Origin of the sequence: Prauserella endophytica (genome assembly GCF_005146945.1) — a bacterium.
GTDB classification, from domain to species: domain Bacteria; phylum Actinomycetota; class Actinomycetes; order Mycobacteriales; family Pseudonocardiaceae; genus Prauserella_A; species Prauserella_A endophytica.
On record NZ_SWMS01000001.1, the window covers coordinates 21,365 to 39,805 of the forward strand.

The following is an 18,441-nucleotide window of genomic DNA, read 5'->3' on the forward strand; positions in this document are numbered from 1 at the left end:
CCCACCAGCAAGGGGACACCAACCAAGAAAGGCCCGAACATGGTCAAGCAGATCTTCGTGAACCTCCCCGTCAAGGACCTCGCAAAGTCCACCGAGTTCTACGCGGGACTCGGGTTCACGCAGAACAAGGACTTCAGCGACGAGAACGCGTCGTCGATGGTGATCACCGACGACATCGTCGTGATGCTGCTGGCCGAGCCGTTCTTCAAGACGTTCACGCAGAAGGACATCGCCGACGCCACGAAGACGACCGAGGCGATCATCGCGCTGGGCACGGAAAGCAGACAGGAAGTGGACGAACTGTGCGACAAGGCGCTCTCGTCCGGTGGCTCGGCAGCGAACGAGCCGCAGGACCACGGCTTCATGTACGGCCGCAGCTTCGCTGACCCCGACGGTCACCTGTGGGAGGTCACGTACATGGACCTCTCCGCAATGCCCCAGTAACCGTTAGGTCACTCTCGTAGTCCGGTTGAGCGATATTCGCTTTCCAGCCGTATCCGACCGCTAAAGCAATCCCTCCCTCGAGACGACAACCCCTCACACGGGGGCTGAGACGAGGAGACTGGACGCGGTGGCTTCGAACCGGACAGCCCCGGCAACGGGGGCGCTCGACCCCCAGGGGCTGCTGGCTGCCCACGAGTCGATCGCCAACGAGCTCGCGGCGCAGGGGGACTGGCGACGCGCCTACGAACACCTCCGGTCCGCACTGGAGCTGGCCCGCTCGGGCCAGCTCCAGTGCGCGCACCCGCACATCCCCGAGCAGTACCGGCTGGAGGTCGAGCGGTTGCGCCGCGAACGGGCGCAGGCCCGGCACGAGAGCCTGACCGACGCGCTCACCGCCACCTACAACCGGCGCTACCTCGACCGCAGGCTCGCCGAGCTCACCGCACCATCGGTGGCGCTGGTCGATCTCGATCTCTTCAAGCACATCAACGACCGCTTCGGTCACCGGGTGGGCGACCAGGTGCTGCAGCGGGTCGTCGGCCTGCTGCAGGAAACACTCCCACCTGATGCGTTCTGCGCGCGCTACGGCGGCGAGGAGTTCGTCCTCGTCACGCCCGGCGTACGGCCGGAGGAGGCCGTCACACTCGCGGCGCGCGCACGCGCGCGTGTGGCGGAGTTCCCTTGGTCCCACGTGCGGCCAGGACTCTCGGTGACCGTGAGCATCGGGGTCGCACCGTTCCGCCGTGACCCTGGGCGGCGCCATGATCCACAGGAACAGCTGGTGGAGGCCGACGTGATGCTCTACGCGGCCAAGGGCGCGGGACGCAATCTGGTCGCCCATCGTCAGCACGGTCAGGTCCGCTTCGTTCCCACTCTCCGTGCTCGCACCACTCGGCCATGCCCGTGAAGGGTGTGGAGGCTTGATCCCTCGCCGGTGGTTGTGAATTCAGCCAGGGCAACTCTGCGTAAAAAAGTCACGGCATGGTGTCGTCACGAACGGCGGATATCCGTACGATAACGAACGCTGTCCGCCGGACGATCAAGCAAGAGATCCGTGGGTGTCCAAAGCCAGAGTGTGAAGGGAGCGTGCGTGTCCGAAGACCGCGACGATCCCGGCGGCACATCCCAGGCCGACGAATGGCGAGCGCGCGCCCAGCTGAACCGCAAGGCCGCGGAGCGCAAGCGCCGTCGCTCACTGGACACGCACGGCGGTATCAGCGTTTCCGAGGTCGTCGCCCGCCACACCGGCAGGCGGCCGCAGTTCGAGACCGGCGAACGGCCGCTCCCCCCGAGACAGACGAGGTCGCCGGAATCACCGCCTGCCGCCGAAGCTCCGGCCACCGCGGCACGGCCCCGGCGACAGGTATCGCCGCGTCGAGAGGAACCCCCTCCTCCCGCGCCGCCCCCGGCCCCGAAGCACACCCCGCCACCGGCGGCGCCACGACGGGAGCCGATGGGCTCGGGCCCGTACCCCCGACCGGCCCAGCGCCCCCCTGCGGCCATGCCCCGCAGGCAACCCGCACCGCCTCCGCCCCGCCAGGAACCCCGACCCGAACCCACCCGCCTCGACGAGGCTCGGCAGGAACTCCGCGCCGAGGCCACGAGGCGGGCGGAACTCGTACGCCCCGAGCCCAGGCGCGGCCAAAGCGCGGACGGGCACGGCACCGACGCGCTACGCCCGGAGGCGCTGGCACCGGAACCGATGCGCCCCGACACGCTGCGAGTGGAACCCCAGCCGCCGGAGCCTATGCGCCCCGACGCGCTGCGGGTCGATCCGCAGCGAACGGAGCCCCCACGGCCCGAGCCAGCGCGAACGGAGCCCCCACGCCCCGAGCCCCCGCGAACGGAGCTGTCACGCCCGGAAGCGCTGCGAACGGGCCCCTCGCGCCACGATGCGCTGCGAGCGGAGCCCACACGAACGGAACCGCCACACCCCGAAGCGCCGCGAACGGAGCCCTCGCGCCACGATGCGCCGCGAGCGGAGCCCACACGAACGGAACCGCCACACCCCGAGCCGCCGCGAACGGAACCGCCACGGCCGGGCCCGCCGCGTCCGAAGCCTCCGCGTCCGGAGGCGATAGCGGCGGAGCTGTCGCACCCCGAACCGGCGCGAACGGAGCCTCCGCGGCCCGACGCGGCGCGAACGGAATCGTCACGCCCGGACGCGCCGCGAACGGAACCGCCGCCACACCCCGACGCCCTCCGAGCGGAGCCCACACGAACGGAACTCCCGCGCCCCAGCGCGGCGCGAGCGGAGCCACGGCGGCGTGAACCGTCCCGAACAGAGCCACCGGCGGACCTCCCCACGAAGAACGTGGCCGCGGTGCTCGAGGGCGGCCCGCGGTCGGGCAACACGCCGCCGCCCCCGCCGAAGCGTCCCGTCGCGCCGCCCCGGCCTCGGCGCCCCTTGCAGCCGCCCCCCGAGCGCTCGCTCGAGGACCGGCTGACGATGACGGACCAGCTGGAGCCCGTCGACGAGACCACGAAGTACAAGCGCAAGATCGACGACTCGCTCGCCAGGTTCTCCGCCGCGCACGACGAGCTCGAGGCCGAGGAGCGCGAACGGAGAGAACGCCGCGACAAGCTCGTCGCCCGCTTCGAGCAGACCCGCACCAGGCTGCACCGGGTGGTCACCGTCGCCACCTCGGTCGTCGGTCAGCGCGGTTCGGCGCCAGTGCAGGACGAGGCGGGAGCCGACGAGGACGCGAGCAAGGCCGCGCCGCAGACCCGCCTCCAGGAGAAGAAGGAACGGCGCAACCACCGCACGCTGCTGGCCGCCCGCATCACCGCGATCACGCTCGCCGTCCTGGTGTTCGTCGCGACCGGCATCGCGTGGGGCGCGAAGACGTGGTTCAACTCCCAGTTCAACGAGATCGCCGCGCTCGACGAGAACTCCGACGCCATTCGCAACGCGCCCGGCCAGCTCGGTGACGAGAACTTCCTGATCATCGGCTCCGACACCCGCGAGGGCGCCGAAGCCGAGGAGAACGTGGGCGACACGAGCGGCATCCCCGGCGCCCGCTCCGACACGGTCATGCTCGCCCACATCCCTGAGGACCGGAAGCGCGCGGTCGTGATCTCGTTCCCGCGCGACCTGGAGATCTCCCGGCCCGAGTGCGAGCGCTGGGACTCCGCGACCGGCGAGTACGGCGAGGTCGTCGAGGCCGCCGACGGCGTGAAGCTGAACTCGGCGTTCACGGTCGGCGGGCCGCGCTGCGTCACCAAGGTGATCCAGCAGATCAGCGGGCTGGCGATCAACCATTTCGTCGGCATCGACTTCCACGGCTTCAAGGGCATGGTCGACGCGGTGGGCGGCGTGACCGTGCATGTCGACGAACCGATGGAGGACCAGGAACTCGGCCTGATCATCGCCGAGACCGGTGACGTGGTGCTCAAGGGCGACCAGGCGCTCAACTTCGTCCGCGCCCGCAAGGTCTACGGCGACCCGACCTTCTCCGACTACGGCCGCATGCAACGCCAGCAGGAGTTCATGGCGTCGCTGCTGCGAGCCACCCTCTCCCGCGACGTGCTGCTCGACGTCGGCAAGCTCACCGGTTTCGTCAACGCCTTCGCGGCGTCCACGTTCGGCGAGAACATCGGCGTCGACCAACTGCTGACGCTGGCCCAGTCCATGCAGGGCCTCAGCGCCGGTGCGGTGGAGTTCATGACCGTGCCGACGGTCGGCGAGGCCAACGAGCAGGGCAACGAGGTGTTGCTCGAAGCCGACACCCAGGCGCTCTTCCGCGCGCTGATCGACAACACCCCGCTTCCGGGCGACGAACCCGAGGCGCCCGCTCCCGGCGCCGGTGAGCAGCAGGTCGCCGACGGCACGGAGGCACCCGAACCGGCGTAGAAGATCGCCCCGAAAGTGTTAAGCGGGGTTCACCCCCGGTTCATTTCCGAATTCGGCGAGCGTGCCGCCCGGGTCGTAGAGTCTGCAGCATGCGCGAGGCTTACCACGTAGAACTCGACAACCTGGCCGATCGGCTGGCCGGCATGTCGAGCCAGGTCGCTGACGCCATGGAGCGGGCGACCCGAGCACTTCTCGATTCCGACCTCGAACTGGCGGAACAGGTGATCAGCGACGACGTCAAGGTCGACGAAGCGCGCGCCGACTGCGAGGAGAAGGCCTACGCCCTCCTGGCACTGCAGGCGCCCGTGGCGACCGACCTGCGGATCGTCGTCGCCGCTCTCCACGCCGCCGAGAGCCTGGAGCGGATGGGTGACCTGGCGTTGCACGTCGCGAAGGCCGCGCGGCGGCGGCACCCGGATCCCGTGCTCCCCGAGCAGGTCCGGTCCGCCTTCGCGCGGATGGGCGAGGTCGACGTCCGGCTGGCCCGCAGGGCCGAGGAGGTCATCCGCACCAAGGACATCGAGGCGGCTCGCAGCATCGAGGCCGACGACGACGAGGTGGACGACATCCACCGCAACCTCTTCACCGTGATCATGGACAAGGACTGGCCGCACGGCGTCGCGGCCGCGGTCGACGTGACCCTGCTCGGCAGGTTCTACGAGCGTTACGCGGACCACGCGGTGTCGGTCGCCCGGCGCATCGTGTTCGTCGTCACCGGCCGGATGCCCGGGTATACCGGCAGCGAGATCTGACCGGACACGGCCAACGGGTGGCGGCGATCACCGGCAAGACATGTTCTGTATGGCGGCGCTCACTCAACCGGACAACACACAGTCACGTCCCCGTTATGTCGCTGTGATGTCGTTACTTCGTCGGGTTTCATTCATGTTTCGTTCACCCGCGCTGCCCTGCGGTGTCATGTACCGCCCATAGCGTCCGGACACGTGAGCATCCCCCAGCGGCGGCCTCTGCCTGCCGCGGAGAATCGGAAGAGGTTAACTGTGAAGCGTACCACCCTGGGCCGCGTTTTCGCCCTCCCAGCGGCAGCCGCGCTCACCTTCGGCTTGGTGGCCTGTGGTTCCGCGAACGAGCAGGGTGACAACTCGGGTTCCGGCGGCGAGGGCTCGGGCCTCTCGGGCACGATCTCGGGCGCGGGCGCCAGCTCGCAGGAGGCCGCGCAGCAGGCGTGGCAGGCCGGCTTCATCGGCCAGCACCCCGACGTGACGGTCAACTACGACCCGATCGGCTCCGGCGGCGGGCGTGAGCAGTTCGTGAGCGGCGGATCCGACTTCGGCGGCAGCGACGCCTATCTGGACGAGGACGAGCTGGCCAAGGCCAAGGAGCGCTGCGGTGAGGTCGTCGAGATCCCGACCTACGTTTCGCCCATCGCCGTGATCTTCAAGCTCGACGGCGTGGACCAGCTGAACCTCAAGCCGGCCACGATCGCCAAGATCTTCAACCAGCAGATCACGAAGTGGAACGACCCGGCCATCGCCGCCGACAACCCCGGCGTCCAGCTGCCCGACACCGCGATCACCCCGGTGAACCGCTCCGACGAGTCCGGCACCACCGAGAACTTCGTCGAGTACCTCAAGGCCACGGCCGCCGCCGACTGGCCGCACGAGGTCAGCGGTGACTGGCCGGTGCAGGGTGGCGAGGCCGCCCAGGGCACCTCGGGTGTCGTGCAGGCCGTCTCCAACGGCAACGGCACCATCGGCTACGCCGACGCCAGCCAGGCCAGCGAGCTGAGCACCGCCAAGGTCGGTGTCGGCGACCAGTTCGTCGAGTACTCGCCCGAGGCTGCCGCCGCGGTGCTGGACGTCTCGCAGCGGCACGAGGGCCGCGGTGACTACAGCTTCGCCTACGATCTGGCCCGCGACACCACGGAGGCGGGTACCTACCCGATCGTCCTCGTGTCGTACGGCATCGCCTGCGCCAACTACGACAACGCCGAGAAGGCCGAACTGGTGAAGTCGTACTTCAACTACATGATCAGCGCGGAGGGCCAGAAGGCCTCGGCCGACGCGGCCGGCTCGGCCCCGATCTCCGACCAGCTGCGTCAGCAGATCAAGCCCGCGGTCGACGCCATCTCCGCGGCCGGCTGAGCACGATAGACGGCTAGCGTCCGGGTGGTCACCTGATCGGGTGACCACCCGGACACACGCGTTAGAAGGGTAAGAAGGGAATCCAAGTGCCCCCCAGCACAGACCGGCCGCAAGCACAGAAGGTGCCGCTTCGGCCTGGGGACCGCATCTTCTCCGGCGCCTCCACGGGGGCGGGCGTACTGATCCTCGTGGTCCTCGCCGGGGTCGCCGCGTTCCTGATCGTCGAGGCCTGGCCCTCGCTGACGGCACCGGCCGAGGACATCCCCGGCGGCAAGGGAGTCGCGGTCTACGTCTGGCCCCTGCTGTTCGGCACGCTCATCTCGGCCATCTTCGCGCTGCTCATCGCCAGCCCGCTCGCGGTGGCCATCGCGCTGTTCATCACCTACTACTCGCCGCGCCGGATCGCGCAGGCACTCGGCTACCTCATCGACCTGCTCGCCGCGGTGCCCAGCATCATCTACGGCCTCTGGGGCTTCACCGTGCTCGCGCCGCTGACCGTGGAGCCGGCCAACTGGCTCTCCGAGAACCTCGGGTTCATCCCGCTGTTCGCCGGCCCGCCTTCGGCCACCGGCCGCACGATGCTCGTCGCGATCATCGTGCTCGCCGTGATGATCCTGCCGATCATCACAGCGGTCGTGCGCGAGGCGTTCCGGCAGACGCCGCGCCTGCACGAGGAGGCCTCGCTGGCGCTCGGCGCCACCCGCTGGGAGATGATCCGCATGGCGGCATTGCCGTTCGGCCGGTCGAGCATCGTCGGCGCCTCGATGCTGGGCCTCGGCCGCGCGCTCGGGGAGACGATGGCCGTGGCCATCGTGCTGTCGGTCTCCGGTGGGGTCACGTTCAACCTGATCAGCAGCGCCAACCCGTCGACGATCGCCGCGAACATCGCGCTCCAGTTCCCCGAGTCGTCGGGCGTCGCGGTGAACACCCTGATCGCGTCCGGTCTGGTGCTCTTCGCGATCACGCTGGCGGTCAACATGGCGGCTCGCGCGGTGATCAACCGCCGCAAGGAATTCTCGGGAGCCAACTGATGCCGACTCCGACGACTTCGCAGCGCCCCGAATCCGACCTCTACACCCCGCTGTCGGGTGTTCCACTCACCGCGGGCCAGCTGCCGAGGGGCGCCGCGCCACTGACCCTGCTCGTCGTGGCCCTCGCCGCCCTTGGCCTCTGGCAGTTCGCCGACTGGAGCGCCGCCGCGTGCGCGGTGCTCGGCGCGTTGGTCTACACCCTGCTGATCTACGTTTGGTCCCGCGCCGTCGAGGGCTCACGCAAGGCGACCGACCGGTTCGTCACCGCCGTGGTGACCTGCGCTTTCCTGCTCGCACTGCTGCCACTGATCTCGGTCGTGTTCACGGTGCTGTCCCACGGTCTCGCCCGGTTCGACACCGAGTTCTTCTCGTACTCGATGCGCGGAGTGGTGGGCGAGGGCGGTGGTGCCTACCACGCCATCATGGGCACGCTGATCATCACGGCGCTCGCCACCCTGATCTCCGTGCCGGTCGGCATGCTGAGCGCGATCTACCTGGTCGAGTACGGCAGGGGCAGGCTCGCGAAGGCGATCACGTTCTTCGTCGACGTCATGACGGGCATCCCCTCGATCGTCGCCGGCCTGTTCGCGTACGCGCTGTTCGCGCTGATCTTCGGGCCGGGCGTCCGCATGGGCATCATGGGCGCGGTCGCGCTGAGCGTGCTGATGATCCCCGTGGTGGTCCGTTCCACCGAGGAGATGCTCAAGCTCGTGCCCAACGAGCTGAGAGAGGCGTCCTACGCACTGGCCGTGCCGAAGTGGCGCACGATCACGAAGGTCGTGCTTCCCACGGCACTGGCCGGTATCGCCACGGGCGTGACGCTCGCGATCGCCCGTGTCATCGGGGAGACGGCCCCGTTGCTGATCACGGTCGGCATCACGTCGAGCGACAACTTCAATCCGTTCGACGGCCGGATGGCGACGCTGTCGGTATTCTCGTACTACGAGTACGTGAACCCGGGTGTTCCGCCTCAGTTCTCCCTGGACCGTGCGTGGGCGGCGGCGTTGACGCTCATCATCATCGTGATGGTGCTCAACCTCATCGCCCGGCTCATCTCCCGACTGTTCGCTCCGAAGACCCGCGGGTGAGCGGGACACCTGGATAGGAAAGCACTGTGGCAAAGCGCATCGAGGTCAAGGACCTCGACATCTACTACGACAAGTTCCTCGCCGTGCAGGGCGTGTCGATGACGATCCAGCCACGGTCGGTCACCGCGTTGATCGGGCCTTCCGGCTGCGGCAAGTCGACGTTCCTGCGCACCCTGAACCGGATGCACGAGCTCGTGCCCAACGCCAGGGTCGACGGCAAGATCTTCATGGACGACGACGACCTCTACGGTCCCGGCGTTGACCCGGTCAACGTCCGCAGGCAGATCGGGATGGTGTTCCAGCGGCCCAACCCGTTCCCCACCATGTCGATCTACGACAACGTGGCGGCCGGCCTGAAGCTCAACAACAAGCGCATGCGCAGGTCCGAGATGGACGACGTCGTGGAGCGCGCGCTGCGGTCGGCCAACCTCTGGGAAGAGGTCAAGGACCGGCTCGGCAAGCCCGGTTCGGGCCTCTCCGGTGGGCAGCAGCAGCGGCTCTGCATCGCCAGGGCCATCGCCGTGCAGCCGGACGTGCTGCTGATGGACGAGCCGTGCTCGGCGCTCGACCCGATCTCCACGCAGGCCATCGAGGACCTGATGCTGGAGCTGAAGGAGAAGTACACGATCGTCATCGTCACCCACAACATGCAGCAGGCCGCCCGCGTCAGCGACATGACCGGGTTCTTCAACCTGCAGGGCGTGGGCAAGCCCGGTGAGCTGGTGGAGATCGACGAGACCACCAAGATCTTCTCCACACCGAGCAAGAAGGCCACCGAGGACTACATCTCAGGCCGCTTCGGTTAGCAGCCGACTGCAGTGAAGGCCACCTTCCCTGCGTGGAATCAAACGCAGCGGCGCGCAGCGTCTCCGTTTGGGTGGTGGCGGGAGACGGGTGGGCGCAGTGAAGGTGGCCTTCACTGCACGGTGGCGCCGGGGCGGGAAGCCGCCGGGGCGCGCACGAACCGGACGTGCGGGTGCCCCTCTGGTTCCTTTGTGACCGCGGCCCGCACGCCGTAGACCCGTTCGATGAGCTCCTCGGTGAGCACGTCCTCCGGGCTTCCTCCCGCCACCACCCTGCCCTGGTCGAGCACCACGAGCTGGTCGCAGTACATCGCGGCCAGGTTCAGGTCGTGCAGCGCCACCACGGTGGTGACGGGCAGTCCGACCAGCAGGTTCAGCAGGTCGAACTGGTGCTGGATGTCGAGGTGGTTGGTCGGCTCGTCGAGCAGCAGCTCCCGGGGCCGCTGGGCGAGCGCGCGGGCGATCTGCACGCGCTGGCGTTCGCCGCCGGACAGCGTCTGCCACCGCCTGTCGACCTTGTCGGTGAGCCCCGCGTGCTCGAGCGCGTCGCGCACGGCCTCGTCGTCCTCGGCCGAGGCGGGTAGCCACGTCTTCCGGTGCGGGATCCGGCCGAGACGGACCACGTCGAGCACGGTCAGCGGCACCTGCGTGTCGGTGTGCTGCTCCACCACGGCGATGCGGCGGGCCAGCGCGCGGCGGCCGACGTCGTCGAGCGGGTCGCCGTCCAGCGTCACCACGCCCGCCGTCGGCGCGAGCACGCCCGCGAGCAGGCGCAGCAACGTCGACTTGCCCGAGCCGTTGGGCCCGAGCAGGCCCACCGTGGCCCCGGCTTCGGGTGCGAGGCTCACGCCGTCGAGCACGAGCCTGCCGCCGAGCGTGCGGGAGACCCGGTCGGCGCTCAGGCCGTCGCGAACGGTCATCGGGCACCTCGCGCGCGGTAGAGGATCAGCACGAAGGCGGGCACTCCGATCAGCGCGGTCACCACGCCGACGGGTACCTCCTGCGGGTCGAGCACCGTCCTGGCGAGGGTGTCGACCCACACCAGGAACACGGCACCGGCCAGCGCGGTCACCGGCAGCAGCCGCGCGTGGCTCGGCCCGGCCAGGGCGCGGGCCGCGTGCGGCAACACGAGCCCGACGAAGCCGATCGCCCCGGCCGAGCTGACCAGCACGGCCGTGAGCAGTGCCGTCGCGCACAGCAGGATCAGCCGCGTGCGCGCCACGGCGACGCCGAGAGTGGCCGCGGCGTCCTCCCCGAACGCGAAGGCGTCCAGCGAGCGGGCGTACCCGCCGCACACCAGCAGCGTCGCGACGAGCACCGCGAGGCACGTGCCCACCTCGGCCCAGCCCGCGTTGCTCAGCGAGCCGAGCAGCCAGAACAGCACCCCGCGCGTGGTCTCCGCGTCGGCCGAGGTGAGCACGACGAACGACGTCAGCGCCGAGAAGAGCTGCATCACGGCGACGCCGGAGAGCACCACGCGGTCGGTGGTGCCGCCGAGCGTGTGGCTCAGCAACAGCACGAACGCGAACGAGACCACCGCGCCGAGGAACGCCCCGCCCGACAGCGACAGCACACCGCCGCCCGCGCCGAGCACCACCACCAGCACCGCGCCGGTCGAAGCCCCGGAGGACACCCCGAGCACGAACGGGTCCGCCAGCGGGTTGCGCAGCAGCGACTGCATGATCGCACCGCAGACGGCGAGCCCCGCGCCGCACACGGCGGCCAGCAGCGTCCTTGGCAGCCGCAGGTTCCACACGATGCCGTCACGGATCACCGACAGTCCCGACTCACCGAAGCCGAGCCGCGCGCCGACCGATGCCCAGACGTCACCGACCCGGATGTTCGCGGGCCCGATGGTGATCGCGACCGCGATCGAGGCCACCAGTGCGGCGGCTCCGCCGAGCAGCACCAGCGGCAGCCGCGAGCGCCGGGTCAGCGGCTCGACGCTCACCCGGTGAGCCCGAACTCACGCAGCTTGGCCGCGAGCTCCTCGATCCCGGCCACCGTGCGGATCGTGGGGTTCATCGCCTGTCCGCTGAGCAGGACGTAGCGCTTCTCGCGCACCGCGGTGAGGTTGCGGGTCACCGGATGGGACTCCAGGAACTCGATCTTCTTCGCGGCGGTCTCCGCGGTCTGCGACCTGCGCGTGAGGTCGCCGATCACCAACACGCCGGGGTCGCGCTCGGCCACCGTCTCCCAGTTGATCTGCGGCCACTCTTCGTGGGTGTCGGCGAAGACGTTCTCCGCGCCGACGGCCTGGGTGATGACGCCGGGTGCGCCGCAGCAGCCGGCCAGGTACGGCGCCTCGGAGTTGGCGAACCAGTAGAGCAGGGTCACGCCCGAGGCGTCGAGCCCGTTCGTGGCACGTTCGATGCGGTCCCGCAGGTTCGCGACGAGCCGCTCGCCACGCTCCTCGACGGCGAACAGCTTCGCGAGGTCGCGGACCTCGGCATAGATCGTCTCCATCGTCAGCGGCTGGTCGCGGCGGCCGTCGCCGGCGCCGCTGTTGTCCTTGAGGCAGTCGGACGGCGACAGGTAGCTGGGCACCCCGAGCTCGGCGAACTGCTCCCGCGTGGCGACGCCGCCGGTGCCGAGCGTTGAGACGAAAGACGCGGTGACGAAGTCGGGCTCGGCCGCCAGCACGGCCTCGAAGGACGGCATGTTGTCGGCCAGCCTCGGCACACCCTCGTTGGCCTCGACGAGGTCGGCCGGCAACGGGTCGGTCCAGGTCGCGGTGCCCACCAGACGGTCGGCCAGCCCCAGCGACAGCAGGATCTCGGTGGTGCCCTGGTTCAGCGAGACGACGCGCTCGGGCGGTTCGTCCACGACCGTCCGCACACCACAGTTGTCGACCGTGCGCGGGTAGCCGGGCGCAGCCTCCCGGTCCTGCGTGGCGGCGGTGCCGCCACATCCGGCCAGCACCAGGCAGAGGGACAGGGTGAGGAAGCGGGAGGTACGCGGCACCGACGTTCCCTTGCGTCGAGGGCCCATGCGCGGAGCCCGAGCGGACAGCGACTCCCGGCCGAAAGCCGGGTGCCAGCAGGTCTTCGGACTCGGGGTCAGCCGGACGGAACGCCTTCCCGGACCTGGTCCAGTGGCAACGTGTCCCGCCCGTCGCCCTCACCGCTGCGCGTCAGTTCCGGATTCGCACCGGATTTCCTGACTCACGTGGTTCGTGAGTACGACTGGCCGCGAAAACGTATCACGTACGCGCGTACTGGACGTCCACCTCGTGACGCACGAAACCGAGCCGCTCGTACACCGCGATGGCGGGCGCGTTGTCACCCTCGACGTAGAGGATCACCTGGCCGAGGCCGCGTTCGCGCAGGTAGCGCAAGCCCGCGAGGGTGAGCGCCTTGCCGAGCCCGCCGCCCTGCGCTCCGGGGTCGACACCGACGACGTACACCTCGCCGACGGGCTGCCCCCCAAACCGCTCGGGGTTGGCGGGGTGCACCTTGGTCCAGTGGAAGCCGACGACCTGACCGTCGGCGTTCTCGGCAAGGAAGAAGCCCTCCGGGTCGAACCAGCTCTCGTTCTCGGCGGCCCGCAGGTCCTCGACGCTGAACGTGCCCTGCTCGGGGTGCCAGTCGAAGGCGCGCGCGTTGACCGCGACCATCGCCTCCTCGTCCCGCCCCGGCACGAACGTGCGCAGCGAGACGCCCTCGGCGGGCTTGGGCTCCGGCCAGTCGGCTCCCTCGACGTTCACGTGCATGACCAGCAGCTCACGGGCTCGTTCGAAGCCGAAGCGCTCGGCGAGCCTGGCGGCGGCGGGGTGGTCGCCGTGCGCCCACACGCGCAGCTTCTCCGGTACCTCGGCGGCGAGTTCGCGCACGAGCGCGGCACCGTGGCCCCTGCCGCGGTACGCGGGGTGGACCACCAGCTCGGCGACGAGCCTGCCGAAGGCGTCGCCCGCCGTGTTCAGGTGCACCACGCCCACGAGCTCGTCGCCGTCGTGGGCCAGCAGGTAGCGGCCTCCGGTGAAGTCGCCTGGCAGCGGCCCTTCCGGCTCGATCTCGGGGCGTCCGTCCGATTCCCGCGCCGCAAGCAACAGCGCGCGCACCGCAGCGGTACGCGCGCTGTCCAGTTCGTTCACCCAGGCCACGTTCTGCATGGGTCCACGCTACTTCAGCGGTTGGAGAACTCCGTCACCTCGAAGGACTCCGGCACCACCGGGATGCCGCCCTTCACCGGGCCAGTGCCCTTGGCGGGCCGCTCGAACTTGTAGCCGACGTTGCGGACGGTGCCGATCATCTGCTCGTGCTCGGGGCCGAGCTTCGCGCGAAGCCGCCGGACGTGCACGTCGACAGTGCGGGTGCCGCCGAAGAAGTCGTAACCCCACACCTCCTGCAGCAGCTGGGCGCGGGTGAACACCCGGCCCGCGTGCTGGGCGAGGTACTTGAGCAGCTCGAACTCCTTGTAGGTGAGCTCCAGCGTGCGCTTGCGCAGACGCGCGGTGTAGGTCGCCTCGTCGATCACGAGATCGCCGACCCGCAGCTCGGCGTCGACCTGCGTGGTGGCGCCGTCCTTGGTGGTGGCCAGCCGCAGCCGGGCGTCCACCTCGGCCGGGCCCGCCGTCGGCAGGAGGATGTCGTCGGTGCGCCACTCCGCGCTCAGCGCGACGAGGCCGCCCTCGCCGACCACAGCGATCACCGGGGTCACGGCGTCCTCGTCACCGGCGCCCTTGAGCAAGCGGCACAGGCTCTTCGCCGACGCCAGGTCGCTGCGCGCGTCGAGCAGGATCACGTCGCGGTGTCCGGCGTCCAGGAGCGCGGTGACCTCGGGAGGGCGGACGCGTACGGTGTGCGGGAGAAGATCGAGAGCGGGCAGCACCGAGGTGGCATCGGATTCCGCAGTGAGTACAAGAAGATCCAGGCTCATCGCCACCGCCTCATAATGTTTGATCGCCTCGAGAACCACTCGGGCAGGTCTTCGATGAGAATAGCGGGTGATAACTACGGTGTCGCTACTCGTGAAATCGGCATCACACGAGGTCGCAGGCCCGAAACGCCCGTGTAACACGGTGCGAAACCCAGGTGTAACAACAGATCGGAACAGATTGTGAGCAGTGCTGTGACCGAGCGAGCCCAGCCGTCCCGGAAACGCGGAGGCCGGAGGGCGAAACGGCTCGTCGTGGTGCTCGTCGTACTGGCAGGACTGCTCGTGGCCGCCGACTTCGGCGTCGCCGCGTTCGCCGAGCACACCGTGTCGCAGAAGGCCCGCGAGCAGCTGGGCCTCACCGAGGACCCCTCGGTGACCATCCACGGGTTCCCGTTCACCACGCAGGCGATTTCCGGCGAGTACGACCACATCACGGTCTCGGCGCAGGGCGTGCCGGCTGGCGACGTGCTGCGTGACCTCGCGATCCGGGCCGAGCTGCGCAACGTGACGGCACCGCTGTCGGACCTGACCTCCGGCCAAACCGACAACATCAACATCGGTGACCTCGAGGGACAGATCACACTCAAGGCCAGCGACATCGCGCAGGTCTCGCCGCTGAACAACATCCAGGACCTGCGGATCGACCCGTCCACCGAGTCCTACGTCCGCAACGGCGAGGGCAACGACGACTCCCAGAGCGGCTCGGGCGGCTCCGGCGACGACGGCGCCACCGAATCCCAGCAGGAGGACGAGGACGACTCCACCGCAGGCGTGCGGCTCTCCGGCAAGGTCCAGATCGCGGGCGAGGAGGTGGAGATCTTCGCGTTCGCCATGATCGAGCTCGACGGCACCACGATCCGGATCACGCCACACCGGCTCCAGTTCGGGAATGACCGGGAGACCACCGTCGTTCCGCAGGAGGTGCAGCAGGCGCTGCTGCCGAACTTCGAGGCGGACATCAACGCGGGTGACCTGCCGTTCACGGTGACGCCGACGGCGATCAGAGTCGATCCAGGCTCGCTCACCATCAGCGGCGAGGCGAGGAACGTGACGTTCGCGGGGGTGTCCTCGGGACAGTGAGGACTGGGACGTGACGGGCTCGACGGGGCTGTGGGTACTGGCCGGCACACTCGTGGCCGGGCTGGTCGTCGGTGTGCTGCTCCACCGCCGCAACGGGCGCATCCGCACCACCACTCCCGAGGCGCCCAGTGGCCTGCCGGAGCCGGTCGTGGAGGCGCTCGCCCCGGGGACGGCCGTGACGCTGGTGCAGATCTCCACCACGTTCTGCGCCCCGTGCAGGCACACGCGAGCCGTTCTGTCCCACTTGGCGAAACGCACCGAGGGGCTCACGCACGTCGACCTGGACGTCACCGACCGGCCGCACGTCGCGCGGGACCTCGGCGTGCTGCGGACGCCCACCACGCTGGCGCTGACGTCGTCGGGCCGGGAGTTGCTGCGGGTCAGCGGCGTGCCGAAGGCGCAGGAGCTGCTGACGGCGCTCGAGCCGCACCTCGTCCCACGGGTTGAACGCGGTTCCCACTCACAGGGAGGGTAGGTACTGTGAGCGCCGTGGACAGGCTGCCTACCCACCTCCTGACGCAACGCCGCACGGTCGATCTGTGCCGCGTCCGCAGCAGCCTGTGTTCGTCGAGCGGTTCGGTCCGGTTCGACGATCCAGCTGTGCACAGGAGGTGACATGTCCGCAGGCCCCGCAGTAGACCCCCGAGGCCCCCGGTTCGCCGCCGTCGTGACGACGGTCGTACTTGCCGTCGTCCTGGTCACGGGCTGGTGGCCGCTGCTCGCGGCCCAGACCGTGGTGTTCGCCATCGGCGCGTTCGCCGGGCTGCGGCTCGCGCCGTACTCGGTGCTCTACCGCGTGCTGGTGGCGCCGCGGCTGAAGCCGACGAGCGAGCGGGAGGACGCGGCCCCGCTGCGGTTCGCTCAGGCCGTCGGCTTCGTGTTCGCGCTGGTGGGCACCATCGGGTACGCCAGTGGGGTGACCGCGCTCGGCATCGTCGCGACGGCCTTCGCGCTGTTCGCCGCGTTCCTCAACGCGGCGTTCGACTTCTGCCTCGGCTGCGAGATGTACCTGCTCGTCCGGCGGTTCACCCCCCGTACCGAACAAACGTCCTGAGTAATCCTTCGCCAACCACGAGTACAAGAAAGTGAGTGCCGCTCCCATGAGCCGTGAAGACGTCCTGGTCACTACCCAGTGGGCAGAGGAGAATCTGGACACGCCCGGCGTCGTGTTCGCCGAGGTCGACGAGGACACCACCGCCTACGACGGCGGGCACATCCGCGGCGCCGTGAAGATCGACTGGAAGAACGACCTGCAGGACCCGGTCCGGCGCGACTTCGTCGACAAGGCCGGCTTCGAGGCCCTGCTGTCGGCGAAGGGCATCGGCAACGACGACCTGGTGATCCTCTACGGCGGCAACAACAACTGGTTCGCCGCGTACGCGTACTGGTACTTCAAGCTCTACGGCCACGACAAGGTCAAGCTGCTCGACGGCGGCCGCAAGAAGTGGGAGCTCGACGGCCGCGAGCTGACCACCGAGGAGACCAAGCGCGAGCGCACGAGCTACACCGCCAAGGAGCAGGACGCCAAACTGCGGGCCTTCCGCGACGAGGTGGTCGACGCCATCAACACCAAGAACCTGGTGGACGTGCGCTCCCCGGACGAGTTCTCCGGCAAGCTGCTCGCGCCCGCCCACCTGCCGCAGGAGTCCGCGCAGCGTGCCGGGCACATCCCGAGCGCGGTGAACGTCCCGTGGTCCAAGGCGGCCAACGAGGACGGCACCTTCAAGTCGGCCGAGGAGCTCGCCGAGCTGTACAAGGAGGCCGGCCTCGACACCTCGAAGCCGACCATCGCGTACTGCCGCATCGGTGAGCGGTCCAGCCACACGTGGTTCGCGCTGCACGAGCTCATCGGGCTCGAGGACGTGAAGAACTACGACGGATCGTGGACGGAGTACGGCTCGCTGGTCGGCGTGCCGATCGAGACGGGAGCGAAGTGATGACGGACGGATGCGGCGCGCCTCAGCAGACCGCTGTCGCGGCTGACGAGGACACGAACGGCCAGGTGGTCGTGGCGGGCAAGGTGACGGGCGGCGAAGGTCCGCTCGGCGGCGCCTACGTGCGGCTGCTCAACGCCGACGGCGAGTTCGCGGGCGAGGTGCAGGCGTCGCCGGAGGGTGACTTCCGGTTCTACGCCGCGCCGGGCAGCTGGACCGTGCGTGCCCTGCACCGCACCGGCAACGGCGAGGCCTCCGTGAGCGCGGAAGGCCCCGGCGTCCACCAGGTAGCCATCGCCGTCGCCTGATCCCACTGTTCCCCAACCGCAGTGAAGGCCACCATGCCTGCGTTCAACGCAGTGATGGTGGCCTTCACTGCATCTGGGGTCCCAAGCGGCGCCTGGAGGGGTTCGGCGGGTTATCCTTCGGCTCGTGGAGATTCTGTTTACGACGCTGCTCGTGCTGGCCATCGTCGCGTCGACCTGGTTCGGCGGGTACGTCGTCTACCGGCTGTACTCGGACCACCGCGAAGCCTGATGTCCAGCGGCGACGACGCCATCAGGATCGCGGCCGAGCGCGCTGAGTCGACGGCCAAACGCAACATCCCCCAGCTCGACGACCTGCCGATTCCCGGCGACACGGCCAACCTGCGCGAGGGGCCGAACCTCAACGACGCCTGCCTCGCGTTGCTGCCGCTCGTCGGCGTGTGGCGGGGCGAAGGCGAGATCAACTACCCGACGATCGACGGCCCGTTCCGCTTCGCGCAGCAGCTCACCATCGCCCACGACGGTCGCCCGTTCCTGTACCACGAGGCCCGCTCGTGGCTGCTGGACGAGGACGGCAACGTGATCCGCCCCGCGGCCCGCGAGACCGGCTGGTGGCGTCCCCAGGAGGACGACACCATCGAGCTGCTGCTGGCCCACTCCAGCGGCATCACGGAACTCTTCTACGGCAAGCCCAAGAGCCAGTCCGCCTGGCAGCTGGCCACCGACGCCGTCGTGCGCACGTCGACGGCAAAGGAGGTCACCGCGGCGCAGCGCCTCTACGGCATCGTGGCCGGCGGCGATCTCGGCTACGTCGAGGAGCGCGCCATGGTCGGCCAGCCGATGACGCCCCACGCCTCGGCCCTGCTGCACCGCGTCGTCGGCTGACCCCTCTGCCCCCGCTTGCAGTGAAGGCCACCATGCCTGCGCCCACCCGTCTCCCCCCACCGCCCAAACGGAGA

The 18,441-nt window shown here is 69.4% G+C and carries 19 protein-coding genes and 1 riboswitch; of the genes, 14 read left to right on the forward strand and 5 right to left on the reverse strand.

What is annotated here, in order from left to right; translation table 11 throughout:
• Window positions 1–39: 39 nt before the first annotated feature.
• The 8 genes from FCN18_RS00105 to pstB all read left to right on the forward strand — a co-directional run bounded on the left by FCN18_RS00105 (window position 40) and on the right by pstB (window position 9,327).
• The gene (locus FCN18_RS00105; protein ID WP_112265327.1) at window positions 40–444 is read left to right on the forward strand and encodes a VOC family protein; all 405 of its coding nucleotides are present in this window, start codon (window positions 40–42) and stop codon (window positions 442–444) included.
• A 127-nt stretch (window positions 445–571) separates the two neighbouring features.
• Complete coding sequence (locus FCN18_RS00110) at window positions 572–1,351, forward strand: GGDEF domain-containing protein (RefSeq protein ID WP_112265329.1); 780 nt, start codon at window positions 572–574, stop codon at window positions 1,349–1,351.
• A 1,542-nt stretch (window positions 1,352–2,893) separates the two neighbouring features.
• Window positions 2,894–4,297, forward strand: a complete 1,404-nt coding sequence (locus FCN18_RS00115) for an LCP family protein (protein ID WP_112266661.1) — start codon at window positions 2,894–2,896, stop codon at window positions 4,295–4,297.
• A gap of 89 nt (window positions 4,298–4,386) precedes the next feature.
• On the forward strand, window positions 4,387–5,049 hold the full coding sequence (gene phoU / locus FCN18_RS00120) for a phosphate signaling complex protein PhoU (RefSeq protein ID WP_112265331.1): 663 nt from the start codon (window positions 4,387–4,389) through the stop codon (window positions 5,047–5,049).
• Between the two features lie 249 nt (window positions 5,050–5,298).
• Window positions 5,299–6,402, forward strand: a complete 1,104-nt coding sequence (gene pstS, locus FCN18_RS00125; protein ID WP_112265333.1) for a phosphate ABC transporter substrate-binding protein PstS — start codon at window positions 5,299–5,301, stop codon at window positions 6,400–6,402.
• Window positions 6,403–6,524: 122 nt separating this feature from the next.
• Window positions 6,525–7,433: a phosphate ABC transporter permease subunit PstC gene (pstC, locus tag FCN18_RS00130; protein WP_228713523.1), complete on the forward strand. Its 909-nt coding sequence runs from the start codon at window positions 6,525–6,527 to the stop codon at window positions 7,431–7,433.
• Window positions 7,433–8,521, forward strand: a complete 1,089-nt coding sequence (gene pstA, locus FCN18_RS00135; RefSeq protein WP_112265337.1) for a phosphate ABC transporter permease PstA — start codon at window positions 7,433–7,435, stop codon at window positions 8,519–8,521. The genes pstC and pstA overlap by 1 nt, the downstream gene beginning before the upstream one ends.
• A 26-nt stretch (window positions 8,522–8,547) precedes the next feature.
• The gene (pstB, locus tag FCN18_RS00140; RefSeq protein WP_110334002.1) at window positions 8,548–9,327 is read left to right on the forward strand and encodes a phosphate ABC transporter ATP-binding protein PstB; all 780 of its coding nucleotides are present in this window, start codon (window positions 8,548–8,550) and stop codon (window positions 9,325–9,327) included.
• Window positions 9,328–9,437: 110 nt separating this feature from the next.
• On the opposite strand, the gene FCN18_RS00145 is transcribed toward pstB, so the two are convergent.
• The 5 genes from FCN18_RS00145 to FCN18_RS00165 form a co-directional block, all read right to left on the reverse strand.
• On the reverse strand, window positions 9,438–10,244 hold the full coding sequence (locus FCN18_RS00145; protein ID WP_112265339.1) for an ABC transporter ATP-binding protein: 807 nt from the start codon (window positions 10,242–10,244) through the stop codon (window positions 9,438–9,440).
• Window positions 10,241–11,275, reverse strand: coding sequence for a FecCD family ABC transporter permease (locus FCN18_RS00150; protein ID WP_170200486.1), 1,035 nt, complete (start codon window positions 11,273–11,275; stop codon window positions 10,241–10,243). The genes FCN18_RS00145 and FCN18_RS00150 overlap by 4 nt, the downstream gene beginning before the upstream one ends.
• On the reverse strand, window positions 11,272–12,288 hold the full coding sequence (locus tag FCN18_RS00155; RefSeq protein ID WP_228713525.1) for an ABC transporter substrate-binding protein: 1,017 nt from the start codon (window positions 12,286–12,288) through the stop codon (window positions 11,272–11,274). The genes FCN18_RS00150 and FCN18_RS00155 overlap by 4 nt, the downstream gene beginning before the upstream one ends.
• A gap of 57 nt (window positions 12,289–12,345) precedes the next feature.
• A riboswitch (cobalamin riboswitch) is annotated at window positions 12,346–12,529 on the reverse strand.
• Entirely contained in the window at window positions 12,527–13,435 is a 909-nt protein-coding gene (gene mshD / locus FCN18_RS00160) for a mycothiol synthase (protein WP_137092724.1), read from the reverse strand. (Overlaps the previous riboswitch by 3 nt.)
• Before the next feature lie 14 nt (window positions 13,436–13,449).
• A complete protein-coding gene (locus tag FCN18_RS00165; RefSeq protein ID WP_137092725.1) occupies window positions 13,450–14,202 on the reverse strand; it encodes a winged helix-turn-helix transcriptional regulator in 753 nt (250 codons plus the stop codon).
• 192 nt (window positions 14,203–14,394) lie between these two features.
• Between FCN18_RS00165 and FCN18_RS00170 the strand changes: the two genes are divergently transcribed.
• The 6 genes from FCN18_RS00170 (at window position 14,395) to FCN18_RS00195 (ending at window position 18,367) form a co-directional block, all read left to right on the forward strand.
• The gene (locus FCN18_RS00170; RefSeq protein ID WP_137092726.1) at window positions 14,395–15,282 is read left to right on the forward strand and encodes an LmeA family phospholipid-binding protein; all 888 of its coding nucleotides are present in this window, start codon (window positions 14,395–14,397) and stop codon (window positions 15,280–15,282) included.
• A gap of 10 nt (window positions 15,283–15,292) precedes the next feature.
• On the forward strand, window positions 15,293–15,757 hold the full coding sequence (locus FCN18_RS00175; RefSeq protein WP_228713527.1) for a TlpA family protein disulfide reductase: 465 nt from the start codon (window positions 15,293–15,295) through the stop codon (window positions 15,755–15,757).
• Window positions 15,758–15,898: 141 nt separating this feature from the next.
• Window positions 15,899–16,336, forward strand: a complete 438-nt coding sequence (locus FCN18_RS00180) for a DUF4395 domain-containing protein (RefSeq protein WP_137092727.1) — start codon at window positions 15,899–15,901, stop codon at window positions 16,334–16,336.
• A gap of 46 nt (window positions 16,337–16,382) precedes the next feature.
• Window positions 16,383–17,219: a sulfurtransferase gene (locus FCN18_RS00185; protein ID WP_112265348.1), complete on the forward strand. Its 837-nt coding sequence runs from the start codon at window positions 16,383–16,385 to the stop codon at window positions 17,217–17,219.
• Window positions 17,219–17,524, forward strand: coding sequence for a DUF1416 domain-containing protein (locus tag FCN18_RS00190; protein ID WP_137092728.1), 306 nt, complete (start codon window positions 17,219–17,221; stop codon window positions 17,522–17,524). The genes FCN18_RS00185 and FCN18_RS00190 overlap by 1 nt, the downstream gene beginning before the upstream one ends.
• Before the next feature lie 228 nt (window positions 17,525–17,752).
• Window positions 17,753–18,367 (forward strand): FABP family protein, encoded by a 615-nt coding sequence (locus FCN18_RS00195; protein ID WP_112265350.1) that lies wholly within the window; start codon window positions 17,753–17,755, stop codon window positions 18,365–18,367.
• Window positions 18,368–18,441: the final 74 nt, after the last annotated feature.